Here is a 21,970-nt window from a genome sequence, read left to right on the forward strand (position 1 = left end):
TTTTCCAACAGCAGGAAAATATATTCCTGCACCTGAACACAAAGCATGTTCAACAGCAAGGAGACAGAATGCGGCGTCACACGACATCCGATGTTCCATTGCATTATCTCGACCTCGGTCCCGGCACACAGGCAGGGCAGGGCGATCCCGTGTTTTTGTTGCACGGTCTCGGTTCCTGCGCCGAAGACTGGCGCCCGCAAATCGACGCCCTCGGCAGCAGCCATCGCCTGATCGTGCCCGACCTGCGCGGCCATGGCGCCAGTCCGGCGCCCAACGGCGACTGGCAGATCGGCGACTTCGCCAACGACCTCTTCAACCTGATGGACCAGCTCGACGTGGCGCGCGCGCACATCGTCGGCTTTTCGCTGGGCGGCATGATGGGCCTGGAAATGGCCAACCGCGCCCCCGGCAGGGTCACCAGTTTGTGCCTGATCAATTCCCAGCCGTTCCAGGGCAGCAAACCGGCCGCGCTGCTGTTTGCCTACTGGCTGCGCCGCACGGTGATCGCCACCTTCGGCTTGAAAGCCATGGGCAAGATCATCGGCAAGAAACTGTTTCCCGATCCTGAACAGCAAGCCCTCGTCGAGCGCTTCGCCACGCAGATGGCGGGCATGGACAAGCGCGCCTACCTGGCCGCGCTGGACGCCATTTTCCACTGGGATATCGACATCCATTTCCAGGCCCTGGCCATGCCCGTCCTGATCATGGCGGCCGACCAGGATTACACGCCCGTCGCCAGCAAGCGGGCCTTTGCCGCACAGTTTCAGCAGTGCGAGATCGAGATCATCGCGAACTCGCGCCACGCCACGCCCCTGGACCAGGCGCAGCGTGTGAATACCTTGTTGCAGTCCTTCCTTACTATAAATTCAAAATAAACAGGCCACTCGCCGCACGGGCCGAGGGCCGGAACACAGTCATCGCAGGGCAGGTGCACGCTTTTTGCGCGCGGGTACCGTTACGTCTTGCGATTCTGGAATCCGGCCGTTTTCCCAGGCGGTAAGCAAGCCTGACATTGGAGACGCTATGAAACTTGCTTTGAAATTGATGCCCGCCGCCCTCGCCGTTGCCGGCGCGTTTGCCACCCAGGCCCAGGCGCAGGAAGCCAACCCGGCAACTGCCGTCAGCGCCCAGGAAGCCAGCGACGCGAAAGAACGCATGGAAACCGTGACGGTCTCCGCCCGGCGCCGCGAAGAGCGCCTGCAGGACGTGCCGCTGGCCGTCACGGCGTTTTCCGCCAAGGCCCTGGAACGGGCGAATATCCAGAACCTGGCGGACTTGCAGGAACGCGTGCCGAACCTGACCGTGTACGCTTCGCGCGGCACGAACACCACCCTGACGGCGTTTATCCGCGGCGTCGGCCAGGCCGACCCCGTCTGGGGCGTGGATCCGGGCGTGGGCATTTATTTTGACGACGTCTACATGGCCCGTCCGCAAGGCGCGCTGCTCGACGTGTTCGACGTGCAGCGCATCGAAGTGCTGCGCGGCCCGCAAGGCACCTTGTACGGCAAGAACACCATCGGCGGCGCCATCAAGTACATCTCGCGTCCGCTGGCGAAGGAAAACGGCGCCTCGGCGGAAGTGGGCATCGGCAATTACAACCAGCGCAACTTCAAGGCCGCCTTCAACGTGGCCAACGAAAACGGCACGTGGCGCGCGCGCCTGGCGGCTGCCAAGCTGGACCGTGACGGTTTCGGCCGCAACACGTTTAACGGAGAACAGGTCAGCGACCAGGACAGCACGGCCGCGCGCCTGTCCGTCGGCTATTTCCCGCAAGACATCCCCTTGACCGTCGTGCTGAGCCTGGACGCCACGGACGACAAATCGGGCGTGCGCGGCTTCCAGCGCATGGGCGTGAGCGCTTTCGATCCGCTCAAGCGGCCACCGAGCACCAGCGCCTACGATATCCAGAGCGGCATGCCGGGCAATAACTTCACGCACAACCGGGGCGGCTCGCTGGTGGCCAACTACACCTTGTCGAACGACTGGTCCGTGAAAGTGATCGGCGCCAAGCGGCGCAGCACGTCCGAGCAAACCATCGACTTCGACGGCTTGCCGCAGCCCATCGCCGACGTGTTCGGCGACTCGCGCGACGAGCAGAAAAGCCTGGAATTGCAGGCATCCTACAGCGGCGACTATGGCGCCGGCGTGATCGGCTTGTACCGTTTCGAAGGCACGGCCGGCGGCGGCATCTACAACAATTTCCTGGGACGCCAGTTCCAGGCCGCCGTCAGCACGGTGGAGACGGACAGCACTGCGCTGTACACGGACTGGACCTGGCCTGTGGGCAAGGCGTGGAGCATCAATGCGGGCTTGCGCCACACGCGCGAGGAAAAGCGCGCCATCGTGCTCAACCGTGCTTTTGCCGACGTGAGCTTCACGCGGCCGATCCAGACGGCGGCCGATTTCGACAAGTCTTTGTCGGTCAGCAATACCTCGCCGAAACTGTCCGTGCGCTATGAAGCGTCGAAGACGACGAATTTCTACAGCAACTTGTCGCGCGGCTTCAAGTCGGGCGGCTACAACGTGCGCGCCAACAACCTGGTGGTACCCGATTCCGCGCGCCCGTACAAGGATGAAAAACTCGACGCGCTGGAAGTGGGCATGAAGTACGCGGCGCCGGACGATACGTTCGACGCCAACGTGGCCCTGTTCTACAACCGCTACAAGGATATCCAGTTGTCCGTCTTCACCAGCTACGTGCAGCCGGGCGGCTTGCCCGGTTTCTATGGCGACTTCACGAATGCGGGCAAGGCCACCGTGAAGGGCGCGGAGTTCGAATTTTCGTGGCGGCCGAACCGCCAGTGGGAAGTCAACGGCTTCCTCGCTTTGCTGAACGCCAGCTATGACGAGTTCATGAGCGGTGGCAAGAACATTGCGGACACGCAAAAGTTCAGCAATACGCCGCGCCGGCAAGTGGGCCTGAACCTGACGCGCACGGACCGCGACGTGTTTGGCGGCGCCCTGCGCAGCATGGTCGGCTACGGCTACCGCAGCAAGGTGTATCCGACCACGGACTTGAGCGAAACCCTGGCGCAGGGTGGCTACAGCATGTGGACGGCTGGCGTCGTCTGGGAAGCGCCGAAGAACTGGACCTTCAGTTTGCATGGCAGCAACCTGGGCAATAAACGCTACCGCACGGACGGCTACAACATTCCTGCGCTGTTCATCCTCGACGGTTTCTATGGCCCGCCGCGCCAGATCATCGCCAAGGCAGGCTACAAATTTTAAGCGCTTGTAGAAGTGCCGGCTTGATATGCATCAAGCCGGTTTGTTGTCGCTGTTTTCGTCCTTAATAATAATCAGGAGACTGGCATGGCACATCTGAATCAGCAACTGCGTCACTTATTATCTGCACTCATCGCCGCCTGCGGCTTGCTGGCCGCGCTGCCGGCCGCAGCCGGCCAGTGGGACTTCGGCCTGTACGCGAGCCTGTGGGGCTCGCGCGAATACCAGGTCTGGCTACCGAGCAACTACAATCCGAACACGCCGCTGCCCGTCGTGTTGATGCTGCACGGCTGCGGCTCCGAGCCCAACAGCATGGCCGCCGTCAGCCGCTACAACCAGCTGGCCGACAGCGAAAACTTCATCGTCGTCTATCCGCGCCAGAACGTCACGGCCAACCCGATGCGCTGCTGGAATTTCATGTTGCCGCTGAACCAGGAGCGGGGCACGGGCGAACCGGCCGTGCTGATGGGCATCTTGAACAAGGTCAAGAGCAAGTATGCGGTGCAGGACAGCCGCGTGTATGTGACGGGCATCTCGGCCGGCGGCGCCATGGCGTCCATCATGGCCGCCTGCTATTCGGACGTGTTCGCCGCCGTGATGGTGCATTCGGGCGGCATGTACAAGGGTGCCACGGGCATGATCACGGCCGCCGATTCCCTGTTCAACGGCAGTTCCTTCGATCCGAAAGTGCGCGGCAAGGATGCCTGGCGCTGCTCGGGGTCGCCGCGCCGGCTGATGCCGACGATGGTGTTCCACGGCACTTCCGACATCGTCGTCAACCCGATCAACGGCGAGCAAACCATCGAGCAATTCCTGCAAACGAGCGATTACGGCGACGATGGCTTCGACAATGACAGCGTGCGCTACCGTGCCGACAGCATCGTGCGTCAGACGGTGCCGTATGGCCGCAGCTATTCCATCGACACCTACCTGCACAACGGCGCCGTCATCGCGCAAAAGTACACGGTCGAGGGCATGAACCACGCGTGGAGTGGCGGCCCTCCCGGCTGGCCATTCAGCGACGAGCTGGGCCCGGACGCCACCGCGATCAGCTGGAATTTCTTCAAGAATTACCAGCGCTGATGGCGTAGGGAACTGAAGCTTGTAGAATGGGGCGCCGCGATTGCGCCCTATTTTTATTCCTGTGAAGATTCCCATGCCCGCTTGCCGCCTGCTGTCCTGCCTTGCCTGCGTCTTGCTGTCCGCTTGCGCCAGTGGCGGTCCGCCCGCCCCATCGGCGGCCTACGCACTGGCGTTCGAGCGCGCCGCCCAGCAAGACAGCATGCGCAGCGAATGCGACTGGAATGTGCGCTACGCCCCCGTCGCGCCCAGGGACGCCAGCGTGGCGCAGTTGCAGGCCATCGCTACGGCGCGCCTGGCGGCCTTGCAACTGGCGCCCGCCTGGACCTTGTCCATGCCCGGCAGCGCGGCGAACGCCTTTACGGAGTCGGAGCAAGACCGCGCCGGGCTGCAATTGCTTCTCAGCATCGTCTTGCCGGCCATGGAGCGCTACCCGGCCGGCGTCTTCGCGCGCACGGGCTTGCGCCACGTCGTCCTGGTCAAGGACTTGAGCGTGGATGGCCAGCGCCGCCTGGCCATGCCGGCGCCGGAAATCGACAGCGTCGTCTACGCCGATAACTTGCTGGCCGCGATGTGTCCATCCGGCATGGAGCTGCGCGTGCACCACGAGTACTACCACTTCATCGAATACCGGCTGTTCAACGATTTCTATTACCGCGACCCCGCCTGGCTGGCCCTGAACCCGCCCGGCACAACCTACGGCCAGGGCGGCGCCACGGCCTATGGCAAGGGTTTCCAGAACCTGGGCCACCCGCAGCCGGGCCTCGTGAGCCTGTACGCGGCCTACGGCCCCGAGGAAGACAAGGCGGAAGTGTTCGGCTGGATGATGACGCCCGCGTATGCGTTGCGGCTGGAGCAATGGAGTCTGGCGGATGCGGCGCTGGCGGCCAAGCGGCAAAGCTTGACGGAAGTAGTGGGAACCTTGGCGGATTCTTACTAAATATCAAGTATTTCCTTGCCATCTCATGGCATTGTCGGTTCTCCAGCTTGATTAAGAGCATATCCCAGTAGGGAGCGTCTTCTGCTGGCAGCACATCAGGAGCGCGGACAAGGCGTGAGGAGGACGCGTGGCGAGCCACGCAACGACGATCAACGCAGTCCCCGCTTCTGAGGCGCGCCAGCGGGAGATGTATTCATCTACTGGGATAGGCTCTAAATGCAAGTGCGAATGAGGAGAGCTCCATGGACGGTGACGAGTCGATATCGGGTGCCCAGCGTCCCTTGCGCCTGCGCCTGGGTGTCTCGCCCAAGGTGCCTGCCGGCGTGCTGATACCGCAGCGTATCGCCGGCAGCGAGGCGATCTGTGGCGGTATCGAGTACCGTGTACTGTGTGTCTCGACACATGCCGACTTGCCGCTCAGTAGTTTGATTGCCTTGCCAGCCGCCATCGATATCGTGACGGATCAGGGCCGGCTGCGCAGTATCTGCGGCCTCGTCACGCAAGCGAGCGCCGGCGACAGCGACGGTGGGCTGGCCAGCTACCAGCTGGTGCTGACGGATGCCTTCGCCATCATGGAGAAGCGCTGCAATATGCGCGTCTTCCGGCGCCTGACGGATATCGAGATCGTCAAGACCCTGCTCGACGAGTGGATACGCAGCAATACCGTGCTGGCGCACGCCTTCCAGTATGCATTTGCCGATTTCTTCGAGGCGCAAACGTATCCGCAGCGTGAATTTGTCATGCAGCACAATGAATCCGATGCAGCCTTCGTGCGCCGCTTGCTCAAGCGTAGCGGCGTCGCCTGGTTTTTTCGTGCGGCGGGCAATACGGATACGCATGCAGAGCCGGCGCATACCCTGGTGCTATTCAACCATGCCGATGGCTTGCGGAAAAACATGGCGGATACCGTGCGCTATCACGCGGACCGCGCGACGGAACAGCGCGACACCCTGACGTCGTGGAGCGAAGTGCGCAAGCTGCAGGCGGGCAAGGTAACGCGCCATAGCTGGAATGAAGAACACCCGCGCGCGCGGCCGTTCATGACTGCCGATGCCTTGGGGCGTGGACAGCAGGGCATGCATGGCAATGCCGTTGCCGCCACGCTTGATGATTACCGCGTGCTGCCGCCGCGCGCGGGCATCGATCATGAGGCCTTGTGCCAGCTGGGCATGCTGGCCATGCAGCAGCACGATTACGAGAGCCATTGCTTTCATGCCGAAGGCAGCGTGCGCGACCTGTGCCCGGGCGAATACTTCAGCCTGGCCGAGCACCCGGACATTGACGCCTTGCCGGCGGCCGAGCGTGATTTTGTCGTTACATCGCTGCAGGTGGCAGCGCAAAATAACCTACCCCGAGAGCTTGCCGCCAGGGTAGCACGCCTGTTTGCGCGCAACCGCTGGCTGGCCGATGACATAGCGCTGCCGCAGCGCGAACTGGCGGCGGCGGTGGATGATGGCCCCCTGCGCATGCATATTGCACTGACTGCCGTGCGGCGCGGCGTGCCCATCGTCCCATCCTATGACACGCGCATCGACCTGCCGTCAGTCGCCATGCAAAGCGCCGTGGTGGTGGGACCGGCGAATGAGGAAGTTCATTGCGACGCGATGGGCCGGGTCAAGGTTCGTTTTCCCGCCACGCGCAAGCTGGACCACGAGCATGCGGGCGGCACGGGCGCCTCCGACACGGATGCCGATTCGGCCTGGATACGCGTCGCGTCGAATTGGGCGGGGAACGGACCTGGCAGCATGCAGCAATGCGGCTACCTGGGCTTGCCCCGCGTGGGCAGCGAAGTCCTGCTGGCCTTTCTGGGGGGCGATCCGGATCGGCCTATCGTCGTCGGCCAGCTGTACAACCACAACGCGCAGCCGATCGCCCTGAGCAAGGCAGGCGACTTGCCCGGTAACCGTTACTTGTCCGGCATTAAGAGCCGCGAAATCAAGGGCACGCGTGGCAACCAGCTGCGTTTTGATGATGTCCATGGGCAAATCAATGCCCAGCTTGCCAGCGATCATGGTTCCACTCAGCTCAACCTGGGCTGGCTGACGCAGGATAGGCGCAACGGCCAGGGCACGGCGCGCGGCGAGGGTGCCGAGTTGCGTACCGACGAGCAAATGGCTATGCGGGCGGGCAAGGGCATGCTGATTTCGGCCTGGAAGCGCCTGAATGGCGATGGCAACCATATGGCGCGCAGCGAATATCTGGGCCTGATGGAAAACTGCCTGGAATTGTTTCGCTCGCTGGGCAGCTATGCGGTGGCGCATCAGGCACTGGAACAGGAAGACCAGGCGCAGCAGGCATTGCAGCAAAGTTTAAAAAATTGGGAAGGCGGCAGCAATACGGAGCCCCGCGCCGAACTGGGCGGTGCGGCGGCGATTGCCGTCACGGCGCCCGCCGGCATCAGCTTTGCCAGTTCGAAGGCCATCGTCAGCTACGCCGCCAGCAATATCGATACGGTGGCGCAGCAGCATCTGCAAACGGTCGCGGGCCAGCGCTATAGCGTGAATGCGGGCAAGGGCATCTCGCTGTTTTCCCATGCGGACGGCATCCGCGCCATCGCGCACCATGGCAAGTTCCTGCTGCAAAGCCAGCATGACGACATGGAACTGAATGCGGGGAAAAACCTGAAACTGACGGCCAGCGACGGCAAGCTGACTGGCATGGCCGATGAAATCGTGTTGATCTCCAAGCACGGCGCCTTTATCCGCATCGCCGATGGCATCACCTTCGGCAGCAAGTCGCCGCTGAATTTCAATGCACCCAACTTCGTTTTCAATGATCCGCAGAGCATGGCGGTGCAATTGCCAAACTTTGCCGAGGGCAAGACCGACCAGCAATTCATTTTTCAATACGAGGGCGACGACAGTCCCGTCGATGGCGTGCCGCAAGAACCGCAGCTGGCGCCGCAGGCGCACTTTGCAGTGAAGCTGGGCGATGGTTCAGCGACGGATGGCCGCAGCGATGGGAACGGCAAGACGGACGTGCTGGAGCGCACGGCGATGCATCTGGCGGCCATCGAAGTGTTCAACAACAAGGATTGATGACGCCAGGAGAGTGCGATGGGCAGTTATCCGACAGTGCCGTATGTCGTGGGCGACGATGTGGCGATCCTGCATTGCGAACGCAGCGTGTGCAAGAAGGTCAAGATACGCCGCAATCTGCCGGGCAATATCATCGTCATTCATGGCGTCAACGATGTGGGCGTCAGCTACAAGGCGGTGGAAGATGGCTTGTGCGAAGGCCTGACGCAAAGGCTGGGTCGCGGCTTTACGGCCGCGTCTTACCGCATGCCTGTGGCGGCGGACAAGGACAGGCTGGAAGACGATCCCGACGCCGTCTTCTTCAAGCGCACCATCGACAAGAATACTAACAGTCCCGTGATTCCATTTTACTGGGGCTACCGTGAAGTGAAGGACAAAATTGATGTCGTCAATGGACAGTTTGTTGATCGCTACGGTAACCGCCTGGACAAGGATTTATCCAAGGAAGGCGGGCCGTTCGGCAACGCCACCAGCAGCTTGCCCGACATGTGGCGCCCGGGCATGTATGCACCTGCGGATCCCATGGGCGATGCTTTGCGGCCACTGAGGACGGCGCCCGGGCGTATGTACATGGTGCTGGCGGCGCAGCGCCTGGCCGCACTCATTTCCATGATCCGCGATTATGACGCGGAAGACACTGTCAGCATCGTTGCTCACAGCCAGGGTTGCCTGCTGTCGCTGCTGGCGCAAGCCATGCTGATGGAAAAGGGGCTGGCGCCGGCCGATAATCTGATACTCACGCATCCGCCGTACAGCCTGGTGGACAGCCTGCCTCTGTTGATGCGAGGTGCCGCCTGGTTCGATGGCGGCGAGGATGCGGCAATGAAGCCCTACTACCATTTGCTCAGTGGTGCGCAGACCTTGGGCGCGCGCCTGAAGACCTTGGTGAATATAGTTACCGGCGTGGCGAAGGGCAACGGCCAGGCATGCAAGCCGCCGTTTTCCGACCTGAAAAAGGACGAACATCGTGGCATGGTCGGCAGCCGCTGGCAGAGTGCCGACGACCGCGACAATCGCCGCAAGGTCTATCTGTATTTTTGCCCTGAAGATATGACCGTGGCCCTGGATAACATCCAGGGCATAGGATGGGATGGCGTCCCCGATTATGCGTCGGGAAGTGAATTGATGGAAGAAGAGGAGACATCCAGTCTTGATGGGTACAGTATTTCTTCCGGACATACCAAGATGGTGGAACACAAGCAGGTACGCGGCGCGCTGGCGGAACTGGGGGGCAGATTTTATCAGCGCGTATTCAGCGAGAAGACCAGGCTGGATCCGGCCACTGGCAAGACCACGGTTTCATTGGTGGGCAAGCCGCCGCCTTTTGATTTTCCGTTGCGCCTGCCGACGGAAACGGAGCAGTCGCACGTGGAGGTTTCGCTGCGAAAACACCGTGCACAACATCAGGCGGTGGCCTGGCCTGTCAATGCCCGGTTGGGAAAGATGGAGCAGCGCAATGGCATACGCACCATTACGGGCGAAGCATTGAAGCAGCCGGTGGCCGCCGATTTACGCGGCATGTCGCAAATCGATCCTGCGAATATCCCGGCAACGTCCATGATGAGAAACCGTCCTGTTGCCGATCAGGGACCCGCGGAGGAGGTTGATCCTTGCGATGCTACGGTCGCACTGACGAGCGGGACTGGCATGCAGTTACGTAGCGAATATCGTCCTGATCCGGGAGGCTATCAAAAGTTTCCCGAGCGGCTAGAACACCTTAATCCACGAGAGTTGGCATTGATGACGGCAAGCTACAACAAAGAACAGGGACTGCACGTGAAAGACAAGCTTGATCAACGTGAAATCGTGTCCGCGCTACGCTACCCTGACAGCAACGTCGTGGCGAAAATTCAGGAAAGTCCGAACGAGGCGCGCTTGCGCTGGCAGCGCGAGGTCAGTGCCAAATCTTTCCACAGTTCCATTATCGGTAGCGCGAAGAATCATCGCCAAGTGACGGCGTATGACGTGGCCATTGGCAGTGGCAAGGCGTCGTCGGATCCGCAGTTTTATGCGTATCTGTGTGCGGTGGCGGATTGGCGGGTGAAGAACCTGAAGAGCAACGAAAAAGGGCGTAAGGGAATACGGATAAAAGATAAATTCATATTGGAGTTTGCTCCCTATTTATCCGTAGAACCTGGATGGAGAAGTGCTGCGATCAATGGCAGCATTGACTATTACAACACTGGGATCTTGCCTGTAGGATTGCCCTTGCTATCAGGGCCGTTGTGGAAAATTGTAGTGTCACAAACAAAAAACATAAAAATAGTGAGTGAAAAAAGCAAAATAAAAGAATTGTCGAATCCCCGTCGGTAGCAACTTGCCTGGGCCGAATATTGTCTCGCCGGAATTGCAGACCAAAAGGTGATAGCTATGATGACGCTTCGTTGGTTGGGAATATCATTAGTTGTTGTAATTTTATTTTTTGGTTTTTTATGGCTCAATGCCTTATCGAAGAGTCAGGCGCGTGAAATTGCATCCCAGTTGCAGGCGCAACAGCCAACGAAACCTGTGGAATCTGGGCAAGAATACGTGCTGGAAGTGATCGGATTCGGTGTGACAGTGGACAAATACCGTCAGGGTAAATTGTGGGAAGCTTTGCAAAAAGGAAGTGCTTATACCAGCATACGCGAACAAGACCCCAAGAAATACCCATGGACGGGTGATGACAAGGATGGGGAGGGCGGCAGTAGGGCCTACGATGCGCTGGAAAATGGCATCAATTTCACTCCGATGAACTGGGGCTTGCCATCCTTCTATGCAGGTACTCCCATCCTCGACCCGGCCGCACAACCGAGCTTGATAGAGCCGATGGCGGGACTCGTGGCTGGCGCTGGTACGGGGGGCATGCCCTTGCATCTATTTTCCGTGGCTTCATGGAAGTTGGATGAACATCCCGATCAATTGCTGATTGATGTTTTTGATTTTTTCGATAAGCATCCTGACGTACCCTACGTCGCCTTACACTCGGAGGACAGCGTTGGCACGCGGGATGGCAACCGGAAGCCAGGTACTGCAAGGAAATTGGTAAACGGATATTTCATTCCAGATATGCCCGATGCCACGGCAGTATTTATCCTTGCGCGCCGAGAGCGAATAGAACCGTTGCGCCCTTTTGTATGGGATGACCCAGCGAATAAATTCGTTAGGGAACAACTCCGTGCCATGTACAACGAACTGATGCAATCGCTTCCCTCACGCGAGAAACAGAAACGACCTGACGCCTTCAGCGAGCGTCAACCCACCGTCGCCGAATGGCTCGCCGCCGCCGCCGCCTTCGCTCAGCGGCCCGATATCCGCGGCGTGGGCTTGCATACTTTCGATAAACTCAACCCATGGGAAAATCGTCCGCCGCGCGACTGGAAACCGACGCCGTGGTTCCCCATTCCATGGAACCGGGAACAGATGGAAACCTTCGACCGCTTGCCCTCGTTCGGTTTCGTGCACCGGCCCGTATTCGTCAAATTTACGGATGAGGAAGGCAAGCCCGTCACGCGGCGTGATGCGCGCCAGAAGATACTCAATGCGGGCTGGCAGCAGGCGCTGCGGACCTTGCCGAAAGCGGAACGCGGCAAGGGGCCGGCGCGCATCGTGGCCGGTACGGGCAAGCATCCGGAGCAGCTGCTGATGCTGGAAAGCATGCTGCATGACTACGCGGCACAGGGCGGCCCGGAAATCGACAGCGGCAAGAGCGCGCAGTTCATCAATACCGATCATCGCCTGGGCAATACCGGTGCGGCCACTTGGTTCGTGCAGATGGCCATCGGCGTGCTGGGCAGCTATCGCGACGGTGGCGCCAGTGCGGCGATCAATCTGCGCGACAATAACGAGGCGAGCATTATCTTCATTACGCCGCCATCGGACGCAACCCGCAAGAAACAGGATGCCGGCGGCGATATCTTCCGCAGCCGTATCACGCCAGCCGTCGACCCCGCAAACTACGCGGCGCCATCGGTGGAAGCCATCCTGGAAAGCCAGGCGGGACAATGATTCTGGAGGCAGTATGCGCAAAGTCATCCGGTTGGGAGACGCCACCTCGCACGGCGGCAAGGTGCTCAGTTGTGCCGCCACGCATTTTACGGTCAATGGGATTCCTGTCGCCTGCGTCGGGGACTTGTGCAGCTGCCCCATCAAGGGACATCAGGGTTGCAAGATTGCCAGCGGCTCATCCCGGCACAGCATCAATGGCATCGCTATCGCCTTCGAAGGCGATAGCACCACCTGTGGCGCCAAGTTGCTCGCTGGCGGCGCCAGCTTCCGCACGTCCTGACGTCCGCTCCTCCTGGTATTTCCTGGTAACTATATAATCTGCGCTTGGGCGATACCCGCCCTTGAACGTCGATGAAGGAATGCCATGCCTGGATCCATGCCTAGATATATCGTGCGCCCCTTGGCGCTGTGCGTAGTGTCGGCTGTGTGCCTCTCTGCCAGTGCTGCCGAGGCGGTGGCGGTGGATGCGCAGCAGCGCGCGTCCTTGCTGGAGTTTTATGCGCAGCAATATCCGGGCGAGCCGGCTGCGCGCACCGTGTTCGAGAGCGTGCCCGTGGTGGGCGGACGCGGCAGCGAAGTGGTGGGCAGCGTGGAAACGGCGCCGTATCGCGGTCATGGCGCGCTGTGCCGTACGCAGCGCACCAAGTTCGTGCTGCACGGCGAGGGCAAGCTGGCGCTCTGGCAAGAGGCGGGCATGGAGTATTACGCCTGGCTCGACCGCGGCACTTGCCGCGCCGTGGCCGAACCCGTGCGCATGCTGCAGCGCGTCCCCGATGCGGAACTGGAAAGCGTGCTGCTGTACCAGAAGCCGCTGCTGGAGCGGGCGCGCTTATTGATGGCGGGTAACACGGCCTGCGCCCCGTTGCGCGCGCTGAAGTTTGCGCTGGCGGCCGTCGACGTGGGCGCCGCCGCACCGCGCGCCGAAGAGCGCTATGCGCTCGTGTTCAAGAGCGACCGCGACAGCTACGCCCGTGTCTGGCTGCGCAAGAGCGGTGCCCAGTATGACGCGTGGAATGTGACTTGCCCGCCAGTGCTGTAAGCTGCGCCCCCTCGATTGTTTTTTTGACTGTTGCAACCATGAACGAAAATTCCACTTCCGCCCGCAGCTGGGGCACCATCGTCACGCATAGCGACGAGATGGCCATCATCTACCGCTATGTCGACACCTTCCATGACGATTGGGACCTGTCGTCGCAGCCGGACCGCATCATCATCGCCTGGCGCTATGAGGACGAGACGGGCATGCCCGCGCCGAACGAGCGCGAGCACATGGAAGAGCTGGAAGCGGCGCTGGCGCCCGTGGTGGAAGAGCAAGGCTTCGCCACGCTGGCGCTGGTGTCGACGGGCGAGAACTTGCGCGAATGGATTTATTACACGCAGTCGGGCGAAGAATTCTTCAATCGCCTGAACACGGCGCTGGCGCCGCGTCCAAAGTTCCCGATTGAAATCCGCAGCGCGGCCGACCCCGCCTGGTCCACGTATGCAGGCTTCATGGCCGCGTTACCGAAGTAATTACGTCAATGCGGCGGCCACGATGCGCGTGGCGGCCGTGATGATGTTCTGGTTCGTGTCCGCTTTTTTCTGTTCGCGCGTGTAGTACACGGCGATGATCAGCGGCGCGCCGCTGGCCGGGTAGGCGACGCCGATGTCGTTGACGCTGCCATACGCGCCCGAACCCGTTTTATCCGCCACCTGCCAGCCGGCAGGCACGCCGGCGCGGATGCGCTTGTCGCCCGTCGTGTTGCCGCGCATCCAGGCATCCAGTTGCTGGCGCTGCGGTGTTGGCAAACTATTTCCCAATAACAATTGCTGCAAGCTGTGCGCCATGGACGCGGGGCTGGCCGTGTCGCGCACTTCGCCGGGGATGGCGCTATTCAATTCCGTTTCCCAGCGTTCCAGCTGGAATACCGTATTGCCGATGCTGCGCGCAAACGCCGTCACGGCTTGCGGTCCGCCCAATATTGTCATCAAGAAATTGGCCGCGCTATTGTCGCTGTACTGCAAGGTGGCGGCGCACAGGTCGGCCACGTTCATGCCGTCGCTCAGATGCTTTTCCGTGATGGGCGAATACGTGACCAGTTCCTTTTTCTCGTAACGCACGTGCTGGTCCAGCAAACCCGGCTGGCTGACGCTGCGGGCCAGCACGGCGCCCGCCAGCATCGCCTTGAAGGTGCTGGCCAGGGGGAAGCGTTCGTCGGCGCGATAGGCAACGCGCTGTTCGCTGCCGTGGCGCCAGGCGGCAACGCCGAGGCGTCCGCCTGCGGCCTGTTCCAGCGCGGCCAGCTGCGTCTGGGCGGCGGCGATGCCGGTGGCGGGCGCGGCAAACAGCAGCGGTGTCGGGCACAGCAGGGCGGTGCCGCCGGCCAGCAGGAGGTGGCGGCGGACGTGGTTCAGGGATTCAGTCATGGTCGGTCAGTGTTGTTGGAGTGGAAAGGGTGGCCAGCAGTTCGCCGATGGCAAGCAGGTTGGCCGGTTTGGTCAGATGGTGGTCGAAGCCGGCCGCACTCGATTGGCTGCGGTCGTTTTCGGCGCCCCAGCCCGTCAAGGCAACGAGCACGACGTTGGCGCCGGCCGGTATCCGGCGCAACGCGCGCGCCACTTCGTAGCCGTTCATGCCGGGCAAGCCGATGTCGAGGAAGATGACGTCCGGTAAAAATTGCGGCGCCACGGCCAGGGCCTGTGCGCCGTCGTGGGCCACTTGCGTGACATGGCCCATCATGTCGAGCACGGCGGCAAGGGTATCGGCCGCATCGACATTGTCGTCGACCACCAGCACGCGGAAATGCGGACCGCCGGTCGCGCTGGCGGGCGTGGCCACTGTTGCGGGCGCTGCCGCTGCCTCCGCCAGCAGGGGCAGGCGCACGCTGAAGGTGCTGCCCAGGCCGGCGCCGGGACTGGCCGCCGTGGCGCTGCCCCCATGCAACTCGGCCAGGCGCCGCACCAGCGACAGGCCGATGCCCAGCCCGCCCTGCGCGCGGCCCATGTTTTGCCCCACCTGGGTGAACATGTCAAACACGGTCGTGATCGACTCGGCGGGGATGCCGACGCCGCTGTCCTTGACCTCGATCAATGCCTCATTGCCATCGCACCGCGCGCGCAAGCTGATCTGGCCGCCGGCCGGCGTGTACTTGGCGGCATTGTTGAGCAGATTGCCCAGTACTTGCGCCAGGCGCGTGGGATCGGCCTCGAGCGGCAGCGCTTGTTCATCGACTTGCACCTGCAATTGATGGCGGCTGGCCTCGATCAGCGGCATGCTCGTTTCCACGGCGCTGGCGATGATGGTTTTCAAGTCCGCGCGTTCCAGCTTGAGTTCGATCTGGCCCCGCGTGATGCGTGCCACGTCCAGCAAATCATTGACCAGATGCACCATCTGATTGACTTGCCGCTCCATCACGTCGCGCACTCTCGCCACGGTGGCGGGCTTGTCGGCGGCCAGGCGCATGATTTGCAAGCCGTTGCGGATGGGTGCCAGCGGGTTGCGCAGTTCGTGCGCCAGCGTGGCCAGGAATTCCGTCTTGCGCCGGTCCATTTCGGACAGGTTGTCGGCCAGCTGGCGCAATTGCTGCTCAGAGCGCTTGCGCTCGCTGATGTCGCTGAACAATACCGTCAGCAGGCGGCTGCCGGGGCCGCCCAGGCGCGCGGCGAAGACTTCGAACCAGCGCTCCATGGCCACGGCTTCGTTTTCGTAGCGCACGGGCTCGCCGGTCTTGACGACTTGGTCGTACAGGTCGAACCAGTGCTGGTCGTGGTCGGGCACGAAGCTGCGGATGGTCTTGCCGATGGCATTGTCCAGTCCTGATTGCTTGACGAAGGCGGGGTTGCCTTCCAGGTAGCGGAAATCGACGGGGCGGCCTTGCTCGTCGTACAGCATTTCGATGACGCAAAACGCCTGGTCCATCAGCTCGATCAGGGTGCGGTAGCGTTCCTCGCTGCGGCGCAGCGCATCTTCCACCTGTTTCTGGCGCGTGATGTCGAGCAAGACGCCGGGCAATTGCAGGGGCGTGCCATCGGGCGCGTATTCCGCGCGGCCCCGCGCGATGACCGAGCGGTACTGGCCATCGCCGGCGCCGACGCGGTAGCTGGCCTCGAACGGCGTGTGCGCCTGCAGCGCCTGGGCAATCTGCGCGCTGACTTGCTCGCGGTCATCGGGATGGATGATCTCCAGGTAGCGCGCCAGCGGCGCCGCCGTGGCCGCATCGGCATTGACGGGGAACAAGCGCGCCATATTGCTGTCGGCCGTGACCCGGTCGGCAACGATGTCCCAGTTCCAGGTGGCCACTTCGCCGGCCGCCAGGGTCAGGCGCAGGGTTTCCTCGTTCTGCTTGCTGGTCGTCAAGTCGAGCGAGATGCCGGACAGGGCGATCACGTTGCCGGCGCCATCGCTGGCGCAGGTGCCGCGCATGTGCGCCCAGTGCAGTGAACCGTCGGGCCAGCGCACGCGGATGTCGATTTCGAAATCGCTGGCGCTGGCGATGGCCGCGTGCACCACCGTTTGCCAGTGCTGCAGGTCGCCGTCGAGCATGGCGCCCGTCAGCTGCGCGTAATCGATGCGGCTGTCAGGCGGCAAGCCCAGATTCGCCTTGAAGGCGTCGGAGCCGGCCATGCTGCCGCTGCCCAGGTCGATCTCCCACGTACCCATGCGGCCGCCCTGCATGGCCAGGCGCAGCCGCTGTTCCGTCTGCCGTTGCCGCGTCACGTCGCTATGCGAGCCCAGCCATTCAACGATGCTGCCGTCGGGCGCCAGCACGGGCAACATGCGCACGAGCATGTTGCGGTAGGCGCCGCTGACGTGGCGCAGCCGGTATTCCGCTTCGAACACGCTGGTCAGGTGCGATGGCATGACGTAAGGCAAGTTGCGGTCGTCCGGATGCAGGGCATTGACCCAGCCGCGGCCCAGCAGTTCGGCTTCGGTCTGGCCCGTGAAGGCGCGCCAGGACGGCTGGTCGGCATCGAACAGGCCGAAGGTTTTCGTGCTCCAGACGATGTCGCAATGGGCGCTCAGCAGCAGATGCGCCGCCTGGGCGGCGACGGTGGAGGACGGAACGGCGTTGCTGGGCTGGCTGGGTTCGGACATGGAGGCTATCGATGATGGTGCAGGGGGCCGCCGCCGCACTGGAATGGGGCGGCCTGGCAACTTCATTCTGGCGATATTACAACTATTTTTACCCTCGGGGCTGTCTCGCAGGGCAGCAATTCCGCTTTCGGCTGGCCTGGCGAAAAGGTGCGTCAGGCGGCATGGCATCGGAGGAAATAGCAAGGCGAGCACGCTATTGTGGCTGAATAACCACTAGTCTGGCCTTTATGTTGATGAATGAATATTTTACATAACAATATTCTTGCAGCGCATAAGGCGCTTGAATTAAATTGGCGCCTTACTTAAAAGTTGGTGTTCATCAGACATCCCGGAGATGCGGCCAGAACCGCTGTCAGCTTGAACGACAGCCAGGGCAGAGCCAGTGACGCCGAGAGCGGAGAGACATCCGCTCGCGCTGTTGCACCGAAATGGTGCAAACGATCATCCAGCGCCGTACATAACCCGGAGACAGGTTTCGCAATTCTTTTTTAAACTTCTGGGAAACAACATGATCAAGATGTCCAAGATGCACAAGCGTTTGTGCGCCAAAAGCGCTGCTATGCTGGCACTGTCCGCTGCCTTGCCTATCGGCTCGGCTTATGCTGATGAAGTCGCTGCTGATACGACCCCTGCCGCCAGCCAGCTGGAAACCGTGACCGTGACGGCGCAGCGCCGCAAGGAAAATATCCGCGACGTGCCCGTCTCCGTGTCGCTGCTGCGTGATGAAAAGCTCGACGTGCTGGTGTCCGGTGGACAAGACATTCGCGTGCTGGCCGGCAAAGTGCCGAGCCTGAACGTGGAATCGTCGAATGGCCGCACCTTCCCCCGCTTCTACATCCGCGGCTACGGCAATACCGACTTCAACATCTTTGCATCGCAACCTGTTTCCCTGATTTACGACGATGTCGTGCAAGAAAACCCTATCCTCAAGGGCTATCCGATTTTCGACGTGGCTGGCGTGGAAGTGCTGCGCGGCCCGCAAGGCACCTTGTTCGGCCGCAATACGCCTGCCGGCGTGGTCAAGTTCGAATCCGTCAAGCCGAACCTGGACAAGGTTGAAGGCTATTACAACGTTTCCGCCGCCACGCACAACACCACCAATTTCGACGGTGCCGTCAACGTGCCGCTGAGCAAAGAATGGGCGATGCGTGTCTCGACCTTGCGCCAGCACCGTGACGATTACGTCGACAACACGTTTACGGGCCAGAAAAACGCGCTGGACGGCTACAACGAACACGCGGAACGCGTGCAACTGATGTATGCGCCGAACGGCACGTTCAACGCCCTGTTCAACGTGCATCAGCGCAGCACCACGGGCAGCGCGCGCGTGTTCTTCGCCAACGCCATCAAGCTGGGCACGAATGACCTGGTCGACGGTTTCAATCCGACCAAATCCTACACCGATGCCTTGAACTTCCAGGAGCTGCGCACCAATGGCGCCAGCGCCCGCCTGAGCTGGGAACTCGACGGCGTCAAGCTGTACTCGATCACCGGTTTCGAACGCGTGGGCAAGTATGTGTCGCATGGCGACATCGACGGTGGCGCAAAAGGCATGGTGCCAGCGATTCCATTCCCGGTGGAAACGGCTGGCGGCATCAGCAGCGTGAAACAGTACTCGCAAGAATTCCGCGCCGAATCGAAAAATGCCGGTCCGCTCAATTGGCAGGCTGGCGTGTACTACTTCAACGAAGATGCCAACGGCTACACGGATAATTTCGGCGGTAGCGACCATGCGCTCGTTTCGCACCTGGCCAGCCGCCAGAAAAACAGTGCCTGGGCCACCTTCGGTTCCGTCAACTACGCCGTCAACGATGACTTCATGGTGCGTGCCGGCTTGCGCTACACCAAGGACAAGAAGGATTTCAACACGGTGATTGCGACCAACGTCCCGCAAATCAACCCGACCAGCGCCGATGTCAGCAAAGCCAAGGTCAACTGGGACCTGAGCGGTACCTACAAGTACAACAAGGACGTGAACTTCTACGGCCGTGTCGCTACCGGTTTCCGCGCGCCAAGTATCGCGCCAGCCAGCAAGGATGTATCTGTGACCGTGGCCGATGCGGAAACCATTACCTCGGTCGAAGCGGGCATCAAGGCCGACCTGTTCGAGCGCCGTGCCCGCGTTGCTTTCAGCCTGTATAACTACCAGGTGAAAAACCAGCAACTGACGGTCGTTGGCGGCACCTCGAACGTGACGCGTTTGATCAACGCAGCCAAGACGAATGGCCGCGGCGCGGAACTGGAACTGGAAGGTTTTGTCACGCCTAGCCTGAAGATGTCCCTGGGCGGCAGCTACAACTTCACGGAAATCAAGGATCCGAGCCTGTCGGTGGCCACATGCCGCAGCTGCACCGTGACCGATCCGAAAAACGCCGCCGGCTTCGCCATCATCAATGGCAATCCGTTGCCGCAAGCGCCGAAGTGGACGGTTACCGCCACGGGCCGTTATTCGATCCCGATGGAAAACGGCGAATTCTTCGTCTTCACGGACTGGGCTTACCGCAGCAAGATCAACTTCTTCCTGTACGAGTCCACCGAGTTCACCGGCAAGCCGATGGTCGAAGGTGGCTTGCGCGTGGGCTACACCTGGGATGCCGGCAAGTATGAAATGGCCGTTTTTGGCCGCAACATCACCGACACCCAGCGTATCACGGGCGCCATCGACTTCAACAACCGCACGGGCTTCATCAATGAGCCACGTCAGTTTGGTGTGCAGTTCAAGGGCAACTTCTAATTGCCTGATACCAGGTGCCGGCCATGTGCTGGCGCCTGCATTGCTGCCCGCCCGGTTCGCCGCGGCGGGTTTTTTTATGGATGCTCGGGAAGCTGCGCCAGCCGCTGCGCCCAGGCGGGAATGGCTTGCCGCCAGAAGTCTTCCACCTTGTCGGCACGCACGTCGAGGCCGAGGAAGCGGGCCGCCGGCAGCAGCGCCGACGCCAGCAGGTCGGCGGCATTGCTTGCCGTATCAAAGGCGAGGGCGCCCGTCTGCTTGGACAGCTTTTCGCCGCTGTCGTTCGTGACGACAGGCACGTGCAGGAAGCCGGGATGGGGCAAGCCCAGTACATCCTGCAGGTACAGCTGGCGCGGCGTGGAATCGAGCAAATCCGCGCCGCGCACCACCTGCGTGATGCCCTGCGCGCCATCGTCGACCACGACGGCCAGCTGATACGCCCAGTAACCATCGCCGCGCAGCACGATGAAGTCGCCCACCTCGCTGGCCAGGTCCTGCCGCTGCGGACCCGCCCAGCGGTCGGCAAAAGCGTACACGGCTTCGGCCCCCTGCGGCACCCGCAGCCGCAAGGCCCGTGCCGCCTTGCCCGGCGCCAAGCCATGGCGGCAAGTGCCCGGATACACGGCGGCCCCACCCTTGGGCCCGCCCGCCAGCAACACCGAATCCTGGATTTCCTTGCGCGAACAGCCGCACGCATACACGAGGCCATCGTCCTGCAACTGCTTCAGCGCCGCCTCGTACAGCGGCAAGCGCTTGCTCTGCCACGTCGCCTCGCCATCCCACTGCATGCCGCAGCGCTGCAGGCTGGCCAGGATGCCCCGATCGGCACCCTCGACATTGCGGTCATAGTCCAGGTCCTCGATGCGCAGCAGCCACGTTCCATGATGCACCTTCGCATCGAGATAACTGGCCATGGCGGCAACGAGCGAACCCATGTGCAGTGGGCCGGAGGGCGAGGGGGCGAAGCGGCCGATGTAGGGGGAGGAGGGCATGCGGTGAGTGTGGATGGTGGTGACAGTTGCTGACGGTTGATTGCTCCGGGCGGAGAGCTTTGGCGACAGCGGCAAGTATCGTGCAGGGCGTCGGTCAAGTCAAATCTTGGCCTATTCTTGTTGTTATCTAATTTATAATCAAATACGTAACGTTATCTTCCGCATATGAAATTTCTTCGTTACAGTAATGCGGATCGTTGAGCGCTCTGAAATGAAAATCCTTGTCGAATTCCTTCGTTCTGAACTTGCTATTTAACAGCGCTACAACGCTCCCCTTCTCTGGCCAGCCGGAAGAATGCAATGCTATCAAGCAATTTCCAAAAGAAATTTCATCAAAGATACATATTTTTAATTTTAGAGGTAGTTTCTTCAATAAAATCAGCCATCGTATATCACTTGATTTTGGGAAAAAAGTTGCACTATTTTTTATAAACTCCATTATTCGTTGCTGCACCTCTATCGATTTTTCTATATTGACGTGCGATTTGCAATCCTCATTTATTTTCGACATGATGGCTGATTTTCAGGCTGTTTTGTACCGCAAGATTATGCAGGAAGATGATGCTTTAATGTCATGTCGTACGATAATGCTTCCCCACGAAAATTGAAATACTATTTCTGATAGTCCCTTCATCTGACCGGGAATGCCAGACTTTAGTTGAATTTTTTTGACTAATGATGATTCACTCACGCCGTTGCCCACAGAATTATTTTCAAAATAATTAATTAATATGCAATCTATCTTGAGGAGCTTTTCTTTTGCAATAATTAACTCGACAATGTGGTCGCCTATCCAGTCATTAATGTCAAAAACATATATTCCTGGCCCTTTTGTCCTGGGTTCGATATGAAATATATTGACAATGTTGTTCATGAAATGTTCTGCTGGAGCTTTTTTCGATA

The 21,970-nt window shown here is 60.7% G+C and carries 15 protein-coding genes; 11 read left to right on the forward strand and 4 right to left on the reverse strand.

The window, feature by feature from the left end:
- Positions 1 to 68: 68 nt before the first annotated feature.
- The 10 genes from O0881_RS23915 (at position 69) to O0881_RS23960 (ending at position 13,782) form a co-directional block, all read left to right on the forward strand.
- Complete coding sequence (locus O0881_RS23915; protein WP_289913345.1) at positions 69 to 875, forward strand: alpha/beta hydrolase; 807 nt, start codon at positions 69 to 71, stop codon at positions 873 to 875.
- Between the two features lie 148 nt (positions 876 to 1,023).
- The gene (locus O0881_RS23920; RefSeq protein ID WP_289913346.1) at positions 1,024 to 3,228 is read left to right on the forward strand and encodes a TonB-dependent receptor; all 2,205 of its coding nucleotides are present in this window, start codon (positions 1,024 to 1,026) and stop codon (positions 3,226 to 3,228) included.
- Between the two features lie 84 nt (positions 3,229 to 3,312).
- On the forward strand, positions 3,313 to 4,308 hold the full coding sequence (locus O0881_RS23925; RefSeq protein WP_289913347.1) for a PHB depolymerase family esterase: 996 nt from the start codon (positions 3,313 to 3,315) through the stop codon (positions 4,306 to 4,308).
- A 73-nt stretch (positions 4,309 to 4,381) separates the two neighbouring features.
- Positions 4,382 to 5,245 (forward strand): hypothetical protein, encoded by an 864-nt coding sequence (locus O0881_RS23930; RefSeq protein WP_289913348.1) that lies wholly within the window; start codon positions 4,382 to 4,384, stop codon positions 5,243 to 5,245.
- A 242-nt stretch (positions 5,246 to 5,487) separates the two neighbouring features.
- Positions 5,488 to 8,283 carry a type VI secretion system Vgr family protein gene (locus O0881_RS23935; protein WP_289913349.1) on the forward strand — a complete coding sequence of 932 codons (2,796 nt, stop codon included), beginning with the start codon at positions 5,488 to 5,490 and terminating at the stop codon, positions 8,281 to 8,283.
- Positions 8,284 to 8,301: 18 nt separating this feature from the next.
- Positions 8,302 to 10,596 carry a DUF3274 domain-containing protein gene (locus O0881_RS23940; protein WP_289913350.1) on the forward strand — a complete coding sequence of 765 codons (2,295 nt, stop codon included), beginning with the start codon at positions 8,302 to 8,304 and terminating at the stop codon, positions 10,594 to 10,596.
- Positions 10,597 to 10,653: 57 nt separating this feature from the next.
- On the forward strand, positions 10,654 to 12,270 hold the full coding sequence (locus O0881_RS23945) for a DUF2875 family protein (RefSeq protein WP_289913351.1): 1,617 nt from the start codon (positions 10,654 to 10,656) through the stop codon (positions 12,268 to 12,270).
- Between the two features lie 13 nt (positions 12,271 to 12,283).
- Positions 12,284 to 12,550 (forward strand): PAAR domain-containing protein, encoded by a 267-nt coding sequence (locus O0881_RS23950; RefSeq protein WP_099665253.1) that lies wholly within the window; start codon positions 12,284 to 12,286, stop codon positions 12,548 to 12,550.
- Between the two features lie 96 nt (positions 12,551 to 12,646).
- A complete protein-coding gene (locus O0881_RS23955; RefSeq protein WP_289913352.1) occupies positions 12,647 to 13,309 on the forward strand; it encodes a hypothetical protein in 663 nt (220 codons plus the stop codon).
- 38 nt (positions 13,310 to 13,347) lie between these two features.
- Complete coding sequence (locus tag O0881_RS23960; RefSeq protein WP_289899900.1) at positions 13,348 to 13,782, forward strand: DUF695 domain-containing protein; 435 nt, start codon at positions 13,348 to 13,350, stop codon at positions 13,780 to 13,782.
- On the opposite strand, the gene bla is transcribed toward O0881_RS23960, so the two are convergent.
- Positions 13,783 to 14,676 (reverse strand): class A beta-lactamase, encoded by an 894-nt coding sequence (gene bla, locus O0881_RS23965; protein ID WP_289913353.1) that lies wholly within the window; start codon positions 14,674 to 14,676, stop codon positions 13,783 to 13,785. It abuts the gene before it with no gap.
- Positions 14,669 to 17,344, reverse strand: coding sequence for a PAS domain-containing protein (locus O0881_RS23970; protein ID WP_289913354.1), 2,676 nt, complete (start codon positions 17,342 to 17,344; stop codon positions 14,669 to 14,671). Before O0881_RS23970 ends, bla begins: the two co-directional genes overlap by 8 nt.
- 508 nt (positions 17,345 to 17,852) lie before the next feature.
- On the opposite strand from O0881_RS23970, the gene O0881_RS23975 reads away from it, so the two are divergent.
- The gene (locus O0881_RS23975) at positions 17,853 to 20,078 is read left to right on the forward strand and encodes a TonB-dependent receptor (RefSeq protein WP_289913355.1); all 2,226 of its coding nucleotides are present in this window, start codon (positions 17,853 to 17,855) and stop codon (positions 20,076 to 20,078) included.
- Positions 20,079 to 20,152: 74 nt separating this feature from the next.
- Here O0881_RS23975 and gluQRS read toward each other — a convergent pair whose 3' ends face one another.
- Positions 20,153 to 21,067, reverse strand: coding sequence for a tRNA glutamyl-Q(34) synthetase GluQRS (gene gluQRS, locus O0881_RS23980; protein ID WP_289913356.1), 915 nt, complete (start codon positions 21,065 to 21,067; stop codon positions 20,153 to 20,155).
- Between the two features lie 523 nt (positions 21,068 to 21,590).
- Positions 21,591 to 21,941, reverse strand: coding sequence for a hypothetical protein (locus tag O0881_RS23985; RefSeq protein ID WP_289913357.1), 351 nt, complete (start codon positions 21,939 to 21,941; stop codon positions 21,591 to 21,593).
- Positions 21,942 to 21,970: the final 29 nt, after the last annotated feature.

The sequence above is a fragment of the Janthinobacterium sp. SUN100 genome (assembly GCF_030397705.1).
Lineage (GTDB): Bacteria > Pseudomonadota > Gammaproteobacteria > Burkholderiales > Burkholderiaceae_D > Janthinobacterium > Janthinobacterium kumbetense.

Coding starts and splice junctions, on each gene's coding strand:
- O0881_RS23915 (WP_289913345.1), top strand. CDS start 69: ATGCGGCGTCACACGACATCCGATGTTCCATTGCATTATCTCGACCTC.
- O0881_RS23920 (WP_289913346.1), top strand. CDS start 1,024: ATGAAACTTGCTTTGAAATTGATGCCCGCCGCCCTCGCCGTTGCCGGC.
- O0881_RS23925 (WP_289913347.1), top strand. CDS start 3,313: ATGGCACATCTGAATCAGCAACTGCGTCACTTATTATCTGCACTCATC.
- O0881_RS23930 (WP_289913348.1), top strand. CDS start 4,382: ATGCCCGCTTGCCGCCTGCTGTCCTGCCTTGCCTGCGTCTTGCTGTCC.
- O0881_RS23935 (WP_289913349.1), top strand. CDS start 5,488: ATGGACGGTGACGAGTCGATATCGGGTGCCCAGCGTCCCTTGCGCCTG.
- O0881_RS23940 (WP_289913350.1), top strand. CDS start 8,302: ATGGGCAGTTATCCGACAGTGCCGTATGTCGTGGGCGACGATGTGGCG.
- O0881_RS23945 (WP_289913351.1), top strand. CDS start 10,654: ATGATGACGCTTCGTTGGTTGGGAATATCATTAGTTGTTGTAATTTTA.
- O0881_RS23950 (WP_099665253.1), top strand. CDS start 12,284: ATGCGCAAAGTCATCCGGTTGGGAGACGCCACCTCGCACGGCGGCAAG.
- O0881_RS23955 (WP_289913352.1), top strand. CDS start 12,647: ATGCCTAGATATATCGTGCGCCCCTTGGCGCTGTGCGTAGTGTCGGCT.
- O0881_RS23960 (WP_289899900.1), top strand. CDS start 13,348: ATGAACGAAAATTCCACTTCCGCCCGCAGCTGGGGCACCATCGTCACG.
- bla (WP_289913353.1), bottom strand. CDS start 14,676: ATGACTGAATCCCTGAACCACGTCCGCCGCCACCTCCTGCTGGCCGGC.
- O0881_RS23970 (WP_289913354.1), bottom strand. CDS start 17,344: ATGTCCGAACCCAGCCAGCCCAGCAACGCCGTTCCGTCCTCCACCGTC.
- O0881_RS23975 (WP_289913355.1), top strand. CDS start 17,853: ATGATCAAGATGTCCAAGATGCACAAGCGTTTGTGCGCCAAAAGCGCT.
- gluQRS (WP_289913356.1), bottom strand. CDS start 21,067: ATGCCCTCCTCCCCCTACATCGGCCGCTTCGCCCCCTCGCCCTCCGGC.
- O0881_RS23985 (WP_289913357.1), bottom strand. CDS start 21,941: ATGAACAACATTGTCAATATATTTCATATCGAACCCAGGACAAAAGGG.